This is a genomic window from Streptomyces sp. H39-C1, from assembly GCF_027158125.1.
GTDB classification, from domain to species: domain Bacteria; phylum Actinomycetota; class Actinomycetes; order Streptomycetales; family Streptomycetaceae; genus Actinacidiphila; species Actinacidiphila fildesensis.
In genome coordinates this window covers 43,693-61,573 of the sequence record NZ_JAPVLS010000061.1, presented here as the reverse complement: position 1 = coordinate 61,573, position 17,881 = coordinate 43,693, and the positions used below count along the sequence as shown (strand labels likewise).

At 70.1% G+C, this 17,881-nt stretch carries 17 protein-coding genes; 9 read left to right on the top strand and 8 right to left on the bottom strand.

The window, feature by feature from the left end:
- A partial coding sequence (locus tag O3W51_RS32315) for an SWIM zinc finger family protein (RefSeq protein WP_269287964.1) occupies positions 1–696 on the bottom strand: 696 nt, incomplete at its 3' end.
- On the bottom strand, positions 693–3,629 hold the full coding sequence (locus O3W51_RS32310) for a DEAD/DEAH box helicase (protein ID WP_269287962.1): 2,937 nt from the start codon (positions 3,627–3,629) through the stop codon (positions 693–695). The genes O3W51_RS32315 and O3W51_RS32310, both read right to left, overlap by 4 nt.
- Positions 3,630–4,192: 563 nt before the next feature.
- Between O3W51_RS32310 and O3W51_RS32305 the strand changes: the two genes are divergently transcribed.
- Positions 4,193–4,453, top strand: coding sequence for a type II toxin-antitoxin system Phd/YefM family antitoxin (locus O3W51_RS32305; RefSeq protein WP_138358631.1), 261 nt, complete (start codon positions 4,193–4,195; stop codon positions 4,451–4,453).
- On the top strand, positions 4,450–4,719 hold the full coding sequence (locus tag O3W51_RS32300; RefSeq protein ID WP_138358619.1) for a Txe/YoeB family addiction module toxin: 270 nt from the start codon (positions 4,450–4,452) through the stop codon (positions 4,717–4,719). Before O3W51_RS32305 ends, O3W51_RS32300 begins: the two co-directional genes overlap by 4 nt.
- A 512-nt stretch (positions 4,720–5,231) precedes the next feature.
- Here the strand turns inward: O3W51_RS32300 and ychF are convergent.
- Complete coding sequence (ychF, locus tag O3W51_RS32295; protein ID WP_138358617.1) at positions 5,232–6,320, bottom strand: redox-regulated ATPase YchF; 1,089 nt, start codon at positions 6,318–6,320, stop codon at positions 5,232–5,234.
- Between the two features lie 174 nt (positions 6,321–6,494).
- Between ychF and O3W51_RS32290 the strand changes: the two genes are divergently transcribed.
- A complete protein-coding gene (locus tag O3W51_RS32290) occupies positions 6,495–7,130 on the top strand; it encodes a DUF6542 domain-containing protein (protein ID WP_232484659.1) in 636 nt (211 codons plus the stop codon).
- On the opposite strand, the gene ppgK is transcribed toward O3W51_RS32290, so the two are convergent.
- A complete protein-coding gene (gene ppgK / locus O3W51_RS32285) occupies positions 7,051–7,788 on the bottom strand; it encodes a polyphosphate--glucose phosphotransferase (protein WP_138358615.1) in 738 nt (245 codons plus the stop codon). The two genes, O3W51_RS32290 and ppgK, sit on opposite strands and share 80 nt — an antisense overlap.
- Positions 7,789–7,846: 58 nt before the next feature.
- Positions 7,847–8,842 (bottom strand): 4-hydroxy-3-methylbut-2-enyl diphosphate reductase, encoded by a 996-nt coding sequence (locus O3W51_RS32280; RefSeq protein ID WP_269287960.1) that lies wholly within the window; start codon positions 8,840–8,842, stop codon positions 7,847–7,849.
- Positions 8,843–8,954: 112 nt separating this feature from the next.
- Here O3W51_RS32280 and O3W51_RS32275 point away from each other — a divergent pair, with 112 nt between their 5' ends.
- From O3W51_RS32275 to O3W51_RS32260, 4 genes are all read left to right on the top strand, one after another.
- Complete coding sequence (locus tag O3W51_RS32275) at positions 8,955–10,337, top strand: APC family permease (RefSeq protein ID WP_269287958.1); 1,383 nt, start codon at positions 8,955–8,957, stop codon at positions 10,335–10,337.
- Between the two features lie 89 nt (positions 10,338–10,426).
- The gene (gene xseA / locus O3W51_RS32270) at positions 10,427–11,653 is read left to right on the top strand and encodes an exodeoxyribonuclease VII large subunit (protein WP_269287957.1); all 1,227 of its coding nucleotides are present in this window, start codon (positions 10,427–10,429) and stop codon (positions 11,651–11,653) included.
- 9 nt (positions 11,654–11,662) lie between these two features.
- On the top strand, positions 11,663–11,884 hold the full coding sequence (locus O3W51_RS32265; protein WP_138358607.1) for an exodeoxyribonuclease VII small subunit: 222 nt from the start codon (positions 11,663–11,665) through the stop codon (positions 11,882–11,884).
- 164 nt (positions 11,885–12,048) lie between these two features.
- A complete protein-coding gene (locus tag O3W51_RS32260) occupies positions 12,049–12,645 on the top strand; it encodes a malonic semialdehyde reductase (protein WP_138358605.1) in 597 nt (198 codons plus the stop codon).
- A gap of 130 nt (positions 12,646–12,775) precedes the next feature.
- On the opposite strand, the gene O3W51_RS32255 is transcribed toward O3W51_RS32260, so the two are convergent.
- Complete coding sequence (locus O3W51_RS32255) at positions 12,776–13,303, bottom strand: DUF4245 domain-containing protein (protein ID WP_269287955.1); 528 nt, start codon at positions 13,301–13,303, stop codon at positions 12,776–12,778.
- Positions 13,304–13,516: 213 nt separating this feature from the next.
- Between O3W51_RS32255 and glpX the strand changes: the two genes are divergently transcribed.
- Positions 13,517–14,548 carry a class II fructose-bisphosphatase gene (gene glpX / locus O3W51_RS32250; RefSeq protein ID WP_138358601.1) on the top strand — a complete coding sequence of 344 codons (1,032 nt, stop codon included), beginning with the start codon at positions 13,517–13,519 and terminating at the stop codon, positions 14,546–14,548.
- A 157-nt stretch (positions 14,549–14,705) separates the two neighbouring features.
- On the opposite strand, the gene O3W51_RS32245 is transcribed toward glpX, so the two are convergent.
- Positions 14,706–15,056: a WhiB family transcriptional regulator gene (locus tag O3W51_RS32245; protein ID WP_138358599.1), complete on the bottom strand. Its 351-nt coding sequence runs from the start codon at positions 15,054–15,056 to the stop codon at positions 14,706–14,708.
- Positions 15,057–15,407: 351 nt separating this feature from the next.
- Positions 15,408–16,031 carry a DUF1707 SHOCT-like domain-containing protein gene (locus tag O3W51_RS32240; RefSeq protein ID WP_138358627.1) on the bottom strand — a complete coding sequence of 208 codons (624 nt, stop codon included), beginning with the start codon at positions 16,029–16,031 and terminating at the stop codon, positions 15,408–15,410.
- A 189-nt stretch (positions 16,032–16,220) separates the two neighbouring features.
- On the opposite strand from O3W51_RS32240, the gene O3W51_RS32235 reads away from it, so the two are divergent.
- Positions 16,221–17,864 (top strand): fumarate hydratase, encoded by a 1,644-nt coding sequence (locus O3W51_RS32235; protein ID WP_138358597.1) that lies wholly within the window; start codon positions 16,221–16,223, stop codon positions 17,862–17,864.
- Positions 17,865–17,881 lie beyond the last annotated feature (17 nt).

The window sequence follows — 17,881 nt, the reverse complement described above, 5'->3', positions numbered from 1 at the left end:
GGCCCGGGCCCGCGCGAACGCCTCACCCGCCGGGACCCCACTGGGCCGCGCCGCCCGTACGGCCTCCTCGTCCGCCGCGGACTGCTCCCGCGCTCTGTGGCGTACCGAGATCTCGGTGGCTGCCTCGACAAGGTCGCGTCCGCGCAGTACGAGCAGCGCCTCGGCGCGGGTGTCCAGGGCCCGCGCGAACGCGTACGACAGCGCGGCGGCGTGCTTGCACGGGTCGCCCCAGTCGGGACAGGAGCAGTGGTAGACGAACGCGTCCGGCGGTGGGACCAGATCCGTCTCCGCCCGCACCGCGGCATCGACCGCGTGTACGCCGAGCCGACCCTGGGCGAGTTCGAGCAGCAGCTCCCGCCCGGCGGCGGTCCACTCCTCGAAGAGCTTGTCCCACTGCGCCTCGGACAGTTCGGGTACGTGGATCTCGCAGCGGTAGGGGGTACGGCGGCTGCCCTTGACGCGGGCGGCCACCGACCCCGGCCGCACCGTGATCTCGCCGACCGCCCCCTTGCGTGCGTAGGTGCGGGCGCGGGCCAGGCGGCTGTCGTGGCCCGCGGAGAATCCGTACCCGAACGACGAGGAAGGCGTCTGAAGGGAGTCGATCCACTCCTCGCCCCACCAGCTGCTCGCCATCTCCCGCTGCCCGCGCGCCAGTTGCGGCGCCGGGAGGGCGAGGGTACCGGTGCGGCGTCTCATCGGCGGCTCCTGTCGCCGTGGGCGGAGTGCAGGGAGACCAGATCGGCGAGTTCATCGTCGCTCAGGTCGGTGAGGGCGGCCTCGCCCTGCCCCCCGAGCACGGAGTCCGCCAAGTCACGCTTACTGCTGAGGAGTTGGGCGATCCGGTCCTCCACCGTACCCTCGGAGATCAGGCGGTGGACCTGGACGGGCTGGGTCTGGCCGATGCGGTACGCGCGGTCGGTGGCCTGATCTTCCACGGCCGGGTTCCACCACCGGTCGTAGTGGATGACGTGCCCGGCGCGGGTGAGATTGAGGCCGGTGCCCGCGGCCTTCAGGGAGAGCAGGAAGACCGGGGCCTCGCCGTGCTGGAAGGCGTCGACCATCTCCTCGCGCCGCTTCACCGGCGTACCGCCGTGCAGATAAAGGGAGTTGATGCCGCGCGCGGTCAGATGGTGTTCGAGGAGGCGGGCCATCTGCGTGTACTGGGTGAACAGCAGCACGGACGCGTCCTCGGCGACGATCACATCGAGGAGTTCGTCGAGGAGTTCCAGTTTGCCACTGCGGCCGGTCAGCCGGGTCGCGTCGGGCTCCTTCAGATATTGGGCGGGGTGGTTGCAGATCTGCTTGAGCGCGGTGAGGAGTTTGAGTACGAGGCCGTGCCGGGCGATGCCCTTCGCCTCCCGGATCGCGGCGAGCGACTCGCGTACCTGCGCCTCGTAGAGCACGGTCTGCTCCCTACTCAGCAGCACCCGCTCATCGGTCTCTGTCTTCGGTGGCAGCTCGGGCGCGATGCCCGGGTCGGCCTTGCGGCGGCGCAGCACGAAGGGGCGGATGAGCCGGCCGAGGCGCTCGGCCGCCGCACTGTCCTCCTCGCCGGCCGCACCGCCGCGCGCGGCACGCTCGGCGGCCCGCCCGTACCGCTGCCTGAAGGTCTTCAGGGAGCCGAGCAGCCCGGGGGTGCCCCAGTCCAGGAGCGCCCACAGTTCACTGAGGTTGTTCTCCACCGGCGTGCCCGACAGGGCTACGCGCGCCGAACTCGGCAGGGTGCGCAGCGCTTTCGCGGTGGCCCCTGCCGGGTTCTTCACGTGCTGCGCCTCGTCCGCGACGAGGAGCCCCCACGGCCCGGCTTCGGCGAGCGCCTGGGCGTCGCGGCGCATGGTTCCGTATGTGGTGAGGACGATCTCGCCCGGCTTGAGGCCGCCCAGATCGCGCCCCGGTCCATGGTGGCGGCGCCAGGGGGTGCCGGGCGCGAACCTGTCGATCTCCCGGCCCCAGTTGCCGAGCAGGGATGCCGGACAGACCACCAGAGCCGGCCTGCCCGCGGTCGCCGGATCCTCCTGGCGGCGCAGATGCAGGGCGATCGTGGTGATCGTCTTGCCCAGGCCCATGTCGTCGGCGAGGCAGGCGCCGAGCCCCAGCCTGGTCATCCGGTCCAGCCAGGCAAGTCCGCGCAGCTGATAGCCGCGCAGGGTGGCGTCCAGGGCGGCTGGCGCGGCCAACTCGGCCGCACTGGCCCGCTCGGGAGCGGCGAGCCTGTCGCGCAGCGCGGCCAGCCACCCTCCTGCCCGTACGGGAACGAGAACACCGTCGGGGTCCTCCACGCTGCCGGTGAGCGCGGCGGCCAGCGCATCGAGGGCGCCCAGTTCCTTGCGGGCCCTGCGCGCCTTGCGCAGCAGCTCCGCGTCCACCACGACCCACTGGTCACGCAGCCGCACCAGGGGGCGGCGGGCCTGCGCGAGCCGGTCCAGCTCGCCTTGCGTCAGCGTACGGTCGCCGACCGCGAACTCCCAGCGGAAGGAGAGGAGTTGCTCGGGCGAGAAGAACGCGGGGGTCTCGGCATCCTTCTCGCGCTCGGCCTCCTTGTCGGGCTCGATCACCGCGCGGGCCGTCATCTCCCGCGCCAGCTCCTTGGGGAGGTGGACGGCCACCCCGGCGGCCGACAGCGAGGCCGCCCCGCCTGCCAGGAGTCCAATGAACTCCTGGTCGTCCAGGGCGAGTTCATCTGGAACCGGCAGCGAGAGGATCCGGTGCAGCGGCGGCCACGCAGCGGCGGCCCGGCGCAGAACGTCCTCCACCTGGACGCGGGTACGCGGACCGAAACCGCCGCTCTCGCCACTGAAGACGCCGGCCGCGTCCGCGAGGAGCAGCGGATCGGCGAGCGAGTGCACCTGCACGACGGCCCGCACTGATGCACCGGCCACCTCCAGAGCAGCGTCGTACGCGTCCTCGTCGTACGCGTCGCCCTCGTCGTCCGCATATTCACGCATCGCGCCGCCCGGCAGTTCGAGCCGCAGCGAGACGCGTACACCGGCATCCCGGCCGTCGGCCACCTGCGCGGCCCACGCCCGCAGCCCCGGCAGGTGCTGCGCATCCCGCGAGGCGAACGGCCGCATCCCCGCGGCCGCCGATGCGGCAGGGGTACGCGGCAGCAGATCCGCCACCGCGTCCATGAACTCCCTCAACCGGGCGTAAGGATCGGGGAGTTGCAGCGGCGTACGCGCACTCCCCTCCCCCGCGGACTCCAGCGGTACGGCGTACGCGGCGGGCGGCATGACCTCGGCCAGCGCTCGCACCCAGGTCGCGTCCGCCTCCGCATAAGGGCCAAGCCGCCAGGCATCATGGTCACCGGCGCTGAGCCCCGGCAGCAGCAGCCCGCGCCCCGCCAGGTGCAGGGCGTACAGAGCAGCATGCCGCCAGACTGCCGCCGTCTCACCGCACGGCGCATCCGCCTCCACGTCCACGGACAAGACCCAGGGCAGCACCTCGGCCAACGGCCGCACCACCGCCGACACCGTACGCCGACGCGCACCACGCCCATGCGCGGTAACGATCTCCACGTCCTCGGCCGGCAAACCCACGGGAAGCCGACCGCTCCCCGCGACATGAAACGCGACGCGCCCACTGCGCGGTGGATCCGCCGGCAGAAACACCGCCACACACCCGGACAACACCGCCCACTGCTCCCCGGCGAACGCCGGGGACGAAACCCTTTCCCGACCCCCCGCGGGCTCAACAGCCGCATGAGCTACGGCAACAGGGGGTACGGCAACACGGGATACGGCGCCACGGGCCGACCCGCGCACGACAGACAGCCGGGGGGCAGGGATCTCGCCCCCCGCCTCGTCGTAGTACTGCGTCCGAACCTCATGGCCGTCCTCGTCATCCACGGTCACCACCCGAAATACGGTGGCCATGCGCCGATCCCTTCGCCTGCCGGCAGACGGTGGCCCACCCGGATCCACCCCGCCCACCCCGGACAGGCAAGCCTACCGGGCCCGGTCGCGCCCCCTTGACAATCGCCCAGAGTTGGCCCCGGGACACGCCGATGTCGACCTCGACATCCAGCATCGTCTCCCTGTGCGCCTCAACGAGGCATCTGATCGAACAGGGTGCCTGGTTGGGTGATCTTGGCTGGGATGAGCAGCCGCTAGGCTCTCTGGTACCGAAATCCGTACTGGTGATGTACAGTTTTCAGTACCATTCGAGGGCGGCCGGAGCGAAAGGGACAACAGCAATGACGATCACTGGAACCGAGGCGCGGAGGGACTTCTTCCCGCTGCTGAAGAAGGTCAACGACGATCACGCACCGGTGCGGATCGCCTCCAAACAGGGAAACGCCGTCCTCATGGCAGAGTCCGACTACGAAGCGTGGACGGAGACCATGTACCTGCTCGGCAACGCGCGCACCGCCGCTGAGCTGATGGAGTCTGTTGCTGAGCTGGACGCCGGACGCGGCACTGTGCGCGACCTGATCGACCCGGAGGCGGCGGAGTGAAGGTCATGTTCTCCACCCGCGCATGGGAGCAGTACGCGCAGTGGGCCATGATCGACCGGCGCAGCCTCAAGCGCATCAACGTCCTGATCGCGGACATCCAGCGCAACCCCGATGACGGCAACGGCATCGGAAAGCCCGAGATGCTGAAAGGCGCACTCAAGGGCTGGTGCTCGCGGCGTATCACCGAGGAACACCGCCTCGTGTACCGGGTGAGTGGTGACGTACTGGAGATCGCCCGCGTCTACGGCCACTACACCGACCGCTAGCGGGTCAGCCCCGGATCGCGCACCGTGCGGTACCGCCTTCACGATCGATAGGAATACGGCTTCTCAACACCGAGACGCTGCGCGACTGGATCTGGGCCCGTTTCACCGAAGGTTCCCGTTCCGGTCATCGAGGAGTGGCTCGCGTTCGCAACCACGCACCTCCAACGCCTCATCGAGACCGCCTCAGCGCCAAAGCTCCCCACGCCGTCCAAACCCGGCGCCGCCGACCTTGAACCCTTCCTCCGCGGCTGGAGTCCGTACGGGCCCCGCCCGCAATGAGCCCCACCCGCACACTCACCCAGCACCGGCCCACAACCCAGCACGGGCGCCGCACGCCATCCCAGCACGATCCCAGCACGGTAGGGATGAGCAGGGGTGATGACAGGTGACGAGGGGTCAGCTATCCCAGCATCATCCCAGCACGGGAAAAAACAAAGGGCCCGACCCCGGAAGGCCGGACCCCTTCTGACCTGCATGTTTGTCAGATCAGTGACGTGGTGGTATGTCACCGGCTACACGTTGAAGCGGAACTCGACCACGTCGCCGTCCTGCATCACGTAGTCCTTGCCCTCCATGCGGGCCTTGCCCTTGGCGCGGGCCTCGGGGATGGAGCCGCAGGCGACGAGGTCGTCGAAGGAGACGATCTCGGCCTTGATGAAGCCGCGCTGGAAGTCGGTGTGGATCACACCGGCCGCCTCGGGGGCCGTGGCGCCCTTCTTGATGGTCCAGGCGCGGGTTTCCTTGGGGCCGGCGGTGAGGTACGTCTGCAGGCCGAGGGTGTCGAAGCCGACGCGGCCGAGGACGGCCATGCCGGGCTCCTCCTGGCCCATGGACTGCAGGAGCTCGAGGGCCTCCTCGTCGTCGAGTTCGATCAGCTCGGCCTCGATCTTGGCGTTCAGGAAGATCGCCTCGGCGGGGGCGACGAGCGCGCGCTGCTCGTTCTTGAAGTCCTCGTCGGTCAGCTCGTCCTCGTCCACGTTGAAGACGTAGAGGAACGGCTTGACGGTGAGCAGGTGCAGCTCGTGGAGGAGGCGGCCCTGCTCGGTGCCGGCGTGGATGCCGGCGGCGTAGAGAGTGCGGCCCTCTTCGAGGATCTTCTGGGCGTCCAGGACCGCGGCCAGGACGGCGGCCTTCTCCTTCTGGAGACGGGCCTCCTTGGTGAGGCGCGGGACGGCCTTCTCGACGGACTGCATGTCCGCGAGGATCAGCTCGGTGTTGATCGTCTCGATGTCGTCCTTGGGCGAGACCTTGCCGTCGACGTGCACGACGTTCTCGTCCTTGAAGGCCCGGATGACCTGGCAGATCGCATCCGACTCGCGGATGTTCGCCAGGAACTTGTTGCCCAGGCCCTCACCCTCGCTCGCACCGCGCACGATGCCCGCGATATCGACGAAGTCGACCGTGGCGGGGAGCAGCTTCTGCGAGCCGAAGATCTTGGCGAGCTGGGCGAGGCGCGGGTCGGGGACGCCGACGACGCCCACGTTCGGCTCGATGGTGGCGAACGGGTAGTTGGCCGCCAGCACGTCGTTCTTGGTCAGGGCGTTGAAAAGGGTCGACTTGCCGACATTCGGCAGACCGACGATTCCGATCGTGAGCGACACGTGGCGACTTCCCGTAACGAGAGGAGCGAGGAGAGTGGAGTGGTCCAGGGACCGATCCACCAGTCTACGGGGCGAGCGCGGGCCCGACCCGTCGCCGTCGAACAGAAGGCCAAGGACCGGGCAAAGGCGTGTCCTGCCAGGGTATGACCGGGGTCATCCGCCTACTTTGAGTGGGTGGAGCAACACAGTGCGCGCACCGGCACCAGGAACGGCACCAAAAACGACACCGGGAACGGCAGCAGAGACGCCCAGGGCAGGCCCCGGCTGCCCAGGCCGGCCCGCCCCACGGGCACGGTGGGGGGTTCGGTGGTCTACCGGTCGGCACGTCGCGGGCCGCTGGCCTCGCTCGCGCCCACGATCACGGCGCTCGCCAGGGTGGTGCGACTGCCACAGGCCCAGCCGAAGCTCACCGGGCTGGGGACGGGGCTGCTGACCGTCGTGGTCACGGTGACCGGCGGTGCGCTGGACGCCCTGCTCTTCGACGGGCCCGGGGTCTTCTTCGGGCTGGTGTTCATCGCGGTGTGCGTCACAGCGGGGCTGTACGTCCGGCCGTACGACCTGGTGGCGGCGCCGATCGCCGCCCCCATCGCGTTCGCCACCGCCATCGCGCTGACCGGTGACGACAACGGCGGCGGCTTCGTCGGCCATCTGCTGGGCATGTTCACCGGTCTGGCCCTGCTGACCGGCTGGCTCTACACCGGCACGCTGCTGGCCGCCGGCATCGTCGGCGTCAGAGCTTTGCAGCGTTCATGGCGGCTCCGACGATCCCCGCGTTGTTCTGCAGACCAGCAGGGACGATCTCGGCGCTGATCCCCTCGATCAGCGGCAGGAACTTCTCCGCCTTGCGGCTCACCCCGCCGCCGATCACGAACAGTTCGGGCGAGAACAGCATCTCCACATGGGCGAGGTACTTCGTCAGCCGGTGCGCCCAGTGCTCCCAGCTGAGGTCGTCCTCCTCGCGGGCCTTGACCGACGCGCGCTTCTCCGCGTCATGGCCGTGCAGCTCCAGATGGCCCAGCTCGGTGTTGGGCAGCAGGTGCCCGTCGACGAAGACCGCGCTGCCGATGCCGGTGCCCAGCGTCAGCAGGATCACCGTCCCGCCGCGGCCCCGGCCGGCGCCGAAGGTCATCTCGGCCATGCCGGCCGCGTCCGCGTCGTTCAGGACGGCCACCGGCATGCCCAGCCGCTCCGAGATCAGGGCGCGGGCGTCCTTGCCGATCCAGTCGGAGTCGACATTGGCCGCGGTCCGGGTCACCCCGTCCACCACGACCCCGGGGAAGGTCACGCCGACCGGCCCCGACCAGCCGAAATGCTCCACGACCTGCTGGACGCCGTCGAGCACGGCGTCCGGGGTGGCCGGATGCGGGGTCGACACCTTGCAGCGCACTTCCGCCAGATCGCCGCGCTCCAGATCGACCGGAGCGCCCTTGATGCCTGTGCCACCGATGTCCACGCCGAACACGTTCATGACCTCCACGCTAAGCGTGAACCGTTCGGCTCACCCCTCGGCACGTGAGCCGTTCGGCTCACCCCTGGGCAGATGCCCCGGGGGCGGTCTCCGCACGCAGGTCACGCCGCAATTCCTTCGGCAGCGAGAAAACGATGCTCTCTTCCGCCGACCGGAGGATCTCCACATCGCCGAAGTCGCGCTCGGCCAGCCAGTCCAGCACACCTTCGACGAGGATCTCCGGGACGGAGGCGCCCGAGGTGACGCCGACCGTGGTCACGCCCTCCAGCCACGCCTCGTCGCACTCGTCGGCGAAGTCCACCAGGTACGAGGCCTTGGAACCGGCCTGCAGGGCGACCTCGACCAGCCGAACGGAGTTCGACGAGTTCTTGGAGCCGACGACGATGACCAGCTCCGCCTCCGCGCCGATCTGCTTCACCGCGACCTGGCGGTTCTGCGTGGCGTAGCAGATGTCGTCGCTCGGGGGGCTGATCAGGTTGGGGAAACGCTCCTTGAGGGCGTCGACGGTCTCCATCGTCTCGTCGACGGAGAGCGTGGTCTGGGAGAGCCAGACGACCTTGCTCTCGTCGCGGACCTCGACGTTCGCCACGTCGGCGGGGCCGTCGACGAGCGTCATGCGCTCCGGGGCCTCGCCCATGGTGCCGACGACCTCTTCATGGCCCTCATGGCCGATCAGCAGGATGTCGTAGTCCTCGTTCGCGAACCGGACGGCTTCCTTGTGCACCTTGGTGACCAGGGGGCAGGTCGCGTCGATCGAGGCCAGGCTGCGCTGCGCGGCCTCCTCGTGGACGACGGGGGCGACGCCGTGCGCCGAGAAGATCACGATGGCGTTCTCGGGCACCTCCTCCGTCTCGTCGACGAAGATCGCGCCCTTCTTCTGCAGGGTCTGCACCACGTACTTGTTGTGCACGATCTCCTTGCGCACATAGATCGGCGCTCCGTACTGCTCCAGTGCCTTCTCGACGGTGATCACGGCGCGGTCCACGCCTGCGCAGTATCCGCGGGGGGCTGCGAGCAGGACGCGTCGGGCAGTCGTAGCAGTCATGTCAGCCATGGTACGGGGCAGCCGTCCGGTCCGAAGAAGGCCGCCCGGCGGCGCCGGGGGCCGTGTCCGCCCGGCTCCGCTCCGTTCGTGGGCACGGCACCCTTCGCGCAAGCTGAGGGGCATGAGCGCACCGACCCCCGCTCCCCCGGACGACACGGCCCGCGCCGCCGAAGGCACCCTGCGGCGCAACCTCGGCTTCCGCGACCTCGTGGTCTACGGGATGCTCTTCATCGCCCCCATGGCACCCGTCGGCGTGTTCGGCGCGCTGGACGCCAGATCGCACGGGGCGCTCGCGCTGGTCTATGTGTTCGCGACGGTCGCGATGGCGTTCACCGCGTTCAGCTACGCGCAGATGGTGCGGGTCGTCCCGCAGGCCGGTTCGGTCTTCGCTTACGCGCGGGCCGGGCTCGGTGAGGGGCCCGGCTTCATCGCCGGCTGGATGGCGATGCTCGACTATCTGCTGATCCCCGCGGTGGCCTATCTCTTCTCCGGGATCGCGCTGCACGCGCTGGTGCCGTCGGTGTCGCAGTGGGTGTGGACGACGATCGCGGTCGTGGTGACGACCGGGCTCAACCTGTGGGGGGTGCGGGCCGCGGCGGCGGTCGGCTTCCTCGTGCTCGCCCTGGAGATCGTGGTGCTGCTGATCTTCGTGGTGTCCGCGGTCGTCGTCCTCGGCACGGACGGCGCGCAGCGCGGCTGGGCCTCGCCCTTCTCCGGCCAGGGCGCGTTCTCCCTGGGCGCGGTGCTGGGCGCCGTGTCCGTCGCGGTGCTGTCCTATCTGGGCTTCGACGCCATCGCCTCCTTCGCCGAGGAGGCGGCGGGCGGCTCGGCGAAGGTCGCGCGGGCCGTGCTGTTCTGCCTCGTCATGGCGGGTGTGTTGTTCATCGTGCAGACGTATCTGGCGGCGCTGCTCGCCCCGATGTCCGCTGCCGAGCTGGCCGCGAAGCCGGCCGGGCAGGGGTCCGCCTTCTACGACACCGTGGACGCGGCCGTCGGCGGCTGGCTGCACGACCTCGTCGCCGTCAGCAAGGCCATCGGCGCGGCCTTCGCGGCACTCGCCGGGCAGGCAGCGGCGGGCCGGCTGCTCTTCGCGATGGCCCGCGACCGGCGGCTGCCGGGACCGCTGTCCAAGATCGACGCGGGCAGCGGGGTGCCCCGGCGGGCGCTGCTGTTCGCGGCGGTCGTCACCCTGGTCGCCGCGGTCTGGGCGGCCCGCCGCGACGACGGCCTGGACCGGTTGGTCTCCGTCGTCGACATCGGCGCGCTCACCGCCTTCTCACTGCTGCACCTGTCGGTCGTCGGCTGGTTCGCCGTCCGCCGCCAGGGGGGGCCGCCCAGCGTGCTGCGCCACATCGTCGTACCGCTGCTCGGCCTCGCCATCACCATCGCCGTGATCGTCGAAGCCGCAGGATCGGCCCAGGTCGTCGGGGCCGTCTGGCTGGCCGCGGGACTGATCGTGCTGGCCGCCCAGCTCTCCCGGCGGCGGACCGCGGCGGAGCGATAACCGTCACCTTCGTGTCGCCGTACACAGCACGGCCCACAGCGCGGCCGGAAGGAAATCCCGCTGTCGGCGGCGGCCGATACGCTCGGCACATGGCTCTGAGTACGTCGGCGGATACGCCGATCCCCGTCGGCGAAGTGTCACGGCTGATCGGCGGGTGGGTGGACCGGCTCGGCGCCGTCTGGGTGGAGGGGCAGATCACCCAGCTGTCGCGGCGCCCGGGTGCGGGCGTGGTGTTCCTGACGCTGCGCGACCCGTCGCACGATGTGTCCATCTCGGTGACGTGCTTCCGGGCGGTGTTCGACCAGATCGCCGACGTGGTCGGCGAGGGCGCCCGTGTCGTGCTGTTCGCCAAGCCCGAGTGGTACGGCCCGCGCGGGCAGCTGTCGCTGCGCGCGACGGAGATCCGGCCGGTCGGCGTCGGGGAGCTGCTGGCCCGGCTGGAGCAGCTGAAGAAGGCGCTGGCGGCTGAGGGTCTGTTCGCGCTGGACCGCAAGCGCCCGCTGCCCTTCCTTCCGCAGTGCATCGGGCTGGTGACCGGCCGCGCCTCGGCGGCGGAGCGCGATGTGCTGGAGAACGCGCGGCTGCGCTGGCCCGCCGTCCGCTTCGAGGTGCGCAACGTGCCGGTGCAGGGCGCGCAGGCGGTGCCCAAGGTGGTGGAGGCGGTGCGCGAGCTGGACGCGCATGCCGAGGTCGACGTGATCATCGTGGCGCGCGGCGGCGGCAGCGTGGAGGACCTGCTGCCGTTCTCCGACGAGCAGCTGGTGCGAGCGGTGGCCGCGTGCGTCACCCCGGTCGTGTCGGCGATCGGGCACGAGCCGGACTCCCCGCTGCTGGACCTGGTGGCGGACCTGCGGGCGTCGACCCCGACGGACGCGGCGAAGCGGGTGGTCCCGGACGTGGGCGAGGAACTGACCCGGGTGGAGCATCTGGGGCTGCGGGCTCTGCGCGTCGTGACCGGTCTGCTCGACCGTGAGCAGCGCGGTCTGGACGCGGCGCTCAGCCGGCCGTCGATGGCCCGGCCGCACACGATGGTCGAGCACCGCGAGGAGCAGGTCGACGCGCTGCTGGACCGCAGCCGCCGGACGCTGCGGCATCTGCTGGACCGGGCCGACGACGAGCTGGAGCACACCCGGGCGCGGGTGGTGGCCCTCTCCCCCGCCGCGACCCTGCAGCGCGGCTACGCGGTGCTGCAGCGCGAGGACGGTTCCGTGGTGCGCGGCCCCGACGAGGTGGCGGCGGACGAGGAGTTGCGCGCCCGGGTCTCCGGCGGTGCGTTCCTGGTGAAGGTCACCGGCACTGTCGTACCTCCGGCCTAGGCTGTGACCATGGCAGAACAGGACACGCTGGGATACGAGCAGGCGCGGGACGAGCTCGTCGATGTCGTACGGCGGTTGGAGGCCGGCGGCTCGACGCTGGAGGAGTCGCTGGCGCTCTGGGAGCGCGGCGAGGAACTCGCGCGGGTGTGCCGGCGCTGGCTGGAGGGCGCGCGGGCCCGGCTGGACGCGGCGCTCGCCGAGGCGCCGGACGAGGAGTCCGCCGCCGAGTGACGTGGCGGGGCGGTCACTTGACGGCTCGAGCGACGGTCGAACCGGCATGGATGTGACGAGCGTCACCCCGGACCCAGGAATCGTTGAACTTTCACACAGGTTGATGAGAGTGTTCGCGACGTGCCCGATCGGCGCAAATTGCCACGATTCCGTAAGAGGTTCCCATGTCTCTCGTACTCGACGCCTCCGCCCAGGACCTGCTCTTCCGTGAGGCCCGCACGGCCAACACCTTCACCGACGAGCCCGTGACCGACGAGCAGATCCAGGCGATCTACGACCTGGTCAAGTACGCGCCGACCGCGTTCAACCAGCAGCCGCTGCGTATCGTCCTGGTGCGTTCCGCCGAGGGCCGCGAGCGCCTCGTGAAGCACATGGCCGAGGGCAACCAGCCGAAGACCTCCGCCGCCCCGCTGGTCGCGATCCTCGCCGCGGACAACGAGTTCCACGAGGAGCTGCCGACCCAGTTCCCGCACTTCCCGCAGGCGAAGGACCTCTTCTTCTCCGAGCGTTCCGTGCGCGAGCAGGCCGCCACCCTCAACGGTTCGCTGCAGGCCGGCTACTTCATCCTGGGCATCCGGGCCGCCGGCCTGGCCGCCGGCCCGATGACCGGCTTCGACGCCGCGGGCATCGACAAGGAGTTCTTCCCCGACGGTGAGCACTCGGTCCTCGCCGTGGTGAACATCGGCAAGCCCGGCACCGACTCCTGGTTCCCGACCCGCAGCCCCCGTCTGGCCTACGACGAGGTCGTCACGACCGTCTGATCTCCCCGCACACTCCCGAACGCCGGGCGCCCGTCACGGGCCGCCCGGCGTTCGTGCGTCCGGACAGGGTGAGTTTCGCGGGTCAGCGCGCCAGCGGGTCGGCGCGGCAACGGGTCGGCGCGGCAACGGGTCAGGACGCCTTGAGCGCGGCCGCCAGTTCGGCGAGCTGCTCGTCGGGGGCGGTGCCGGTGATCATCGTGGTGACACCCTTCTCCACCCGCACCAGCGCGTTGTACTTCGGGCCCTTGTACCGGTCCCACGCCACCCCGGCGACGGTGACCGTACGGTTCCCGTCCCGCACCGCGCGCTTGCTCTTGTCCGCGATGAACTTCGCCGCCGGGCCGTTGCCCTGCTCCACGGCCGCGTACTCGTTCTGCGGATCGACGAAGCCCAGGTGCCATTCGACGGCCTTGGCGTCCTTGGCGTCGTACGTCACCGTCGTAGCGCGCCAGTCCTTGCCGAGCCCCTCGGGCGCGGCCACCGGGAAGGGCGCGTCGCGCCGCGCCTGGCTCAGCTCGGTCTGGAAGCCGATCGGCTTGACCGGGTCCGCGTTGGTGTCGTGCGGGATGAAGATGTAGATGAACGCGACGACGACGCCGAGCACCACCATCGACAGGACCAGGTCCCGCACCGTCTGATTGCCACGCTTGTTTGCCACGCTCCTATGGTCCCCCATGCCGGGCGGCGCTCCGGCCCGGGGGTCGGCTGCCGGGACGCCGGGGGCGCACCGCGCGGGCCCGGCCCGGGACACGCCGACCAGGCCCGTGGGGGCGCCGCTCATGTGACGTGCGCCCTGCTCATATTCGCGATGACCCGATAAGGTCACAGCACCCTCTTTTCCGGCCGTCCTCGTACAGAAAGGTGCGCTGTGATGACCGAACAGCATTTGCCGCCCCAGCTCGAAGTGAGTCCCGAGGCCCCTGATCGCAACCTTGCCCTGGAACTCGTCCGGGTGACGGAGGCGGCCGCCATGGCCGCCGGTCGCTGGGTCGGCCGTGGTGACAAGAACGGCGCGGACGGCGCCGCGGTGAAGGCGATGCGGACGCTCGTCTCCACCGTCTCGATGAACGGCGTCGTCGTCATCGGTGAGGGCGAGAAGGACGACGCCCCCATGCTCTACAACGGCGAGCGGATCGGCGACGGCACCGGTGCGGAGTGCGACGTCGCCGTGGACCCCGTCGACGGGACGACCCTCACCGCCAAGGGCATGTCCAACGCGGTGGCCGTGCTCGCCGTGGCCGACCGCGGCACGATGTTCGACCCGTCGGCCGTCTTCTACATGGACAAGCTGGTCACCGGCCCCGAGGCCGCCGACTACGTCGACATCATGGCGCCCGCCGCGGTGAACATCCGCCGGGTCGCCAAGGCGAAGCACAGCGCGCCCGAGGACGTCACCGTCATGATCCTCGACCGGCCGCGCCACGACGGGCTGGTCAAGGAGATCCGGGAGACCGGCGCACGGATCAAGTTCATCGCGGACGGCGATGTCGCGGGCGCCATCATGGCCGTACGCGACGGCACCGGCGTGGACATGCTGATGGGCATCGGCGGCACGCCGGAAGGCATCATCGCCGCCTGTGCGATCAAGTGCCTCGGCGGCACGATCCAGGGCCGGCTGTGGCCGAAGGACGACGCCGAGCGGCAGCGGGCACTCGACGCGGGCCACGACCTGGACCGCGTGCTGCACACCAACGACCTGGTCAGCGGGGAGAACGTGTTCTTCGTCGCGACCGGCATCACGGACGGCGAGCTGCTCCAGGGCGTCCGCTACCGCGCCGAGACCGCCACCACCGAATCACTGGTGGTGCGCTCCAAGTCCGGCACGATCCGGCAGATCTCCTCCACGCACCGGCTGTCGAAGCTGCGCGCGTACAGCGCGATCGACTTCGACCGCGCGCGCTGAGACCTGGCGCATCCGCTCGAGCGCGCGGCCGGCACCCGGCACGCGCCGAGCACTCGCTGAACCGCCGCTGAGCGCCCTGGGCAGGCGCGAGGGCGGCAGGGAAAACGTACGGGCCGGGCCCGCCGACTGACGCGGCGGACCCGGCCCGTTCGCCTGTTCAGCCTGCGGCGGCGATCCGGTCCGTCCGCGGCAGTTCCGCCTCGCGGCGGCGCCTGCGGGCGAGTACGACCCGGCGTTCGGCGGCGGTCAGACCACCCCACACGCCGTACGGCTCTGGCTGCCGCAGTGCGTGTTCCCGGCATTCCAGCATCACCGGGCAGCGGGCGCACACCCGCTTCGCGTTCTCCTCACGGGACAGCCGCGCCGCTGTCGGCTCTTTGGACGGGGCGAAGAACAATCCCGCCTCATCACTGCGGCACGCCGCCTCCGAGTGCCATGGGCCTGCCAGATCCCGTGGGTGACTCGGCGGGAGGGCAGTGTCCTTGACGGGCTCGATCGGTTGAAGCACGGGATACTCCTGACGACGGCTCGGCGTTTGTCACCCTTGCCCGTCACCGCGGGTGAGCTCCACGCGTGCTGTTCCAGGGGGTCGCAACGGGGAGGAACCAGGCGGGTGACGTGGTCGGAGCCCTACCCGCTGTGCGCGTGTTCATGCGGACCGTGTTCGCCGCCAGGGCCTCTCAGTCGAACATCTGTCCGACTGGGGCGCGCATGGGCGATCGTCCGATCCGGACCACCGAACAACACCCCTGATGAACACTGGCCAGTGGCCAAAACCAGCCAGCTTGCGCGGGGCGTAAACCCGCACCATGCATGGCGTGAACGCGCGGCATGATGCGGGAGTGCGACAGCCCCATCCCTACCCGTCGAGGCGCTTGTTGATCCATTCCTTGAGGCGCTTCCCGCGCTTCGCCTTCGCCTCGACGCCGCCGAAGATGGCGGTGCCGGTGACGATGACGACCGGTGCGTTCGGATCCGGGGCCTCGTACGTCCTGACCTCGAAACCACCGAAGATCCCGGTCCCACTGCCACGCAGAGTGACGTTCTCCGGGACGCGTACTTCGACGCCTCCGAAGATCGCGGTGGCATGGATGACGATCTGCTGATGCTGGAAGACGGCCTCGGTCAGATCGATCTCCACACCGCCGAAGCAGGCGAAGGCGTTGGTGCGCCGGCCGACGAGCCAGCGCCCCTTGCGGGCGGCGCCGCCGAAGACCGCGACGAGATTCTCGGCCACGACGGGCGACGACGGATCGGCCAGCGGCGCGAGCGGCCGCGGCCCGCCCTCCCGGGTCGCCGGCAGGTCCCGCACCAGCGGCTCCAGCTCGCCCAGCGTCTTGGCGGCATAGACATGGTCGAGGCGTTCCGAGTGCTCCTCCGCGCTCAACCGGCCCTCGGCCAGCGCATCGCGGAGAATGTCGGAAATGCGGTCACGGTCGGCATCGGACGCGCGCAGCTCCGCTTCGGTGGTCGGCTTGTGCATCGACACCGGCTGCTGCGACTTCTTCTGGAGCTGCGATTCATCCACCCGCCCACCGTACACAAACGCGATAGATCGCGACTAGTGCGAGTGAGCCTCACCTCACACCGATCGAGCGGCCGGCGGGCTCTACGCTGGACACCGTTCGTCGACGCAGCCGAATGACGCAGCCGAGTGAGGAAGCCCCCCAAAATGCCCGAGTTCTCCTATACGGATCTCCTCCCGCTCGGCGAGGACACGACGCCGTACCGGCTGATCACCTCCGAGGGTGTGAGCACCTTCGAGGCGGACGGGCGCACCTTCCTCAAGGTCGAGCCGGAGGCGCTGCGCACGCTCGCCGCCGAGGCGATGCACGACATCTCGCACTACCTGCGGCCGGCCCACCTCACCCAGCTGCGGCGGATCCTCGACGACCCCGAGGCATCGCCGAACGACCGCTTCGTCGCGCTGGACCTGCTGAAGAACGCGAACATCGCGGCGGCCGGCGTGCTCCCGATGTGCCAGGACACCGGCACCGCGATCGTGATGGGCAAGCGCGGCCAGAACGTGCTGACCTCCGGCGGTGACGAGGCGGCGCTGTCGCACGGCATCTACGACGCGTACACCAAGCTCAACCTGCGGTACTCGCAGATGGCCCCGCTGACCATGTGGGACGAGAAGAACACCGGCTCGAACCTGCCGGCCCAGATCGAGCTGTACGCGACCGACGGCGGCGCGTACAAGTTCCTGTTCATGGCGAAGGGCGGCGGCAGCGCCAACAAGTCGTTCCTCTACCAGGAGACGAAGGCGGTCCTCAACGAGGCCTCCATGATGAAGTTCCTGGAGGAGAAGATCCGCTCGCTCGGTACGGCGGCCTGCCCGCCGTACCACCTGGCGATCGTGGTCGGCGGCACCAGCGCCGAGTTCGCGCTGAAGACCGCCAAGTACGCCTCCGCGCACTACCTGGACGAGCTGCCGGGCGAGGGCTCGCCGGACGGGCACGGCTTCCGGGACAAGGGCCTGGAGGAGAAGGTCTTCGAGCTGACGCAGAAGATCGGCATCGGCGCGCAGTTCGGCGGCAAGTACTTCTGCCACGACGTGCGCGTGGTGCGGCTGCCCCGGCACGGCGCGTCGCTGCCCGTCGCCATCGCGGTGTCCTGCTCGGCCGACCGGCAGGCCGTCGCGAAGATCACCGCCGAGGGCGTCTTCCTGGAGCAGCTGGAGACCGACCCGGCGCGCTTCCTCCCGGAGACCACGGACGAGCACCTGGACGACGACGTCGTGCGCGTCGATCTGAACCGGCCGATGGCGGACATCCGCGCCGAGCTGTCCAAGTACCCGGTCAAGACCCGGCTGTCGCTGTCCGGCACGCTCGTCGTGGCCCGTGACATCGCGCACGCCAAGATCAAGGAGCGGCTGGACGCGGGCGAGTCCATGCCGCAGTACCTGCACGACCACCCCGTCTACTACGCGGGCCCGGCCAAGACCCCCGAGGGCTTCGCGTCCGGCTCGTTCGGCCCGACCACGGCGGGCCGGATGGACGCGTACGTCGAGCAGTTCCAGGCGGCCGGCGGTTCGTTCGTCATGCTGGCCAAGGGCAACCGCTCGAAGCAGGTGACCGACGCGTGCAAGGCGCACGGCGGCTTCTACCTCGGCTCGATCGGCGGCCCGGCCGCGCGGCTCGCCCAGGACTGCATCAAGAAGGTCGACGTCCTGGAGTACGCGGAGCTGGGCATGGAAGCGGTCTGGAAGATCGAGGTGGAGGACTTCCCCGCGTTCATCGTCGTCGACGACAAGGGCAACGACTTCTTCACCGACCCGTCGGGCCCGGTGCTCTCGATCGGCCGCCGGGGCTGATCCTCCGACCCTGGGAA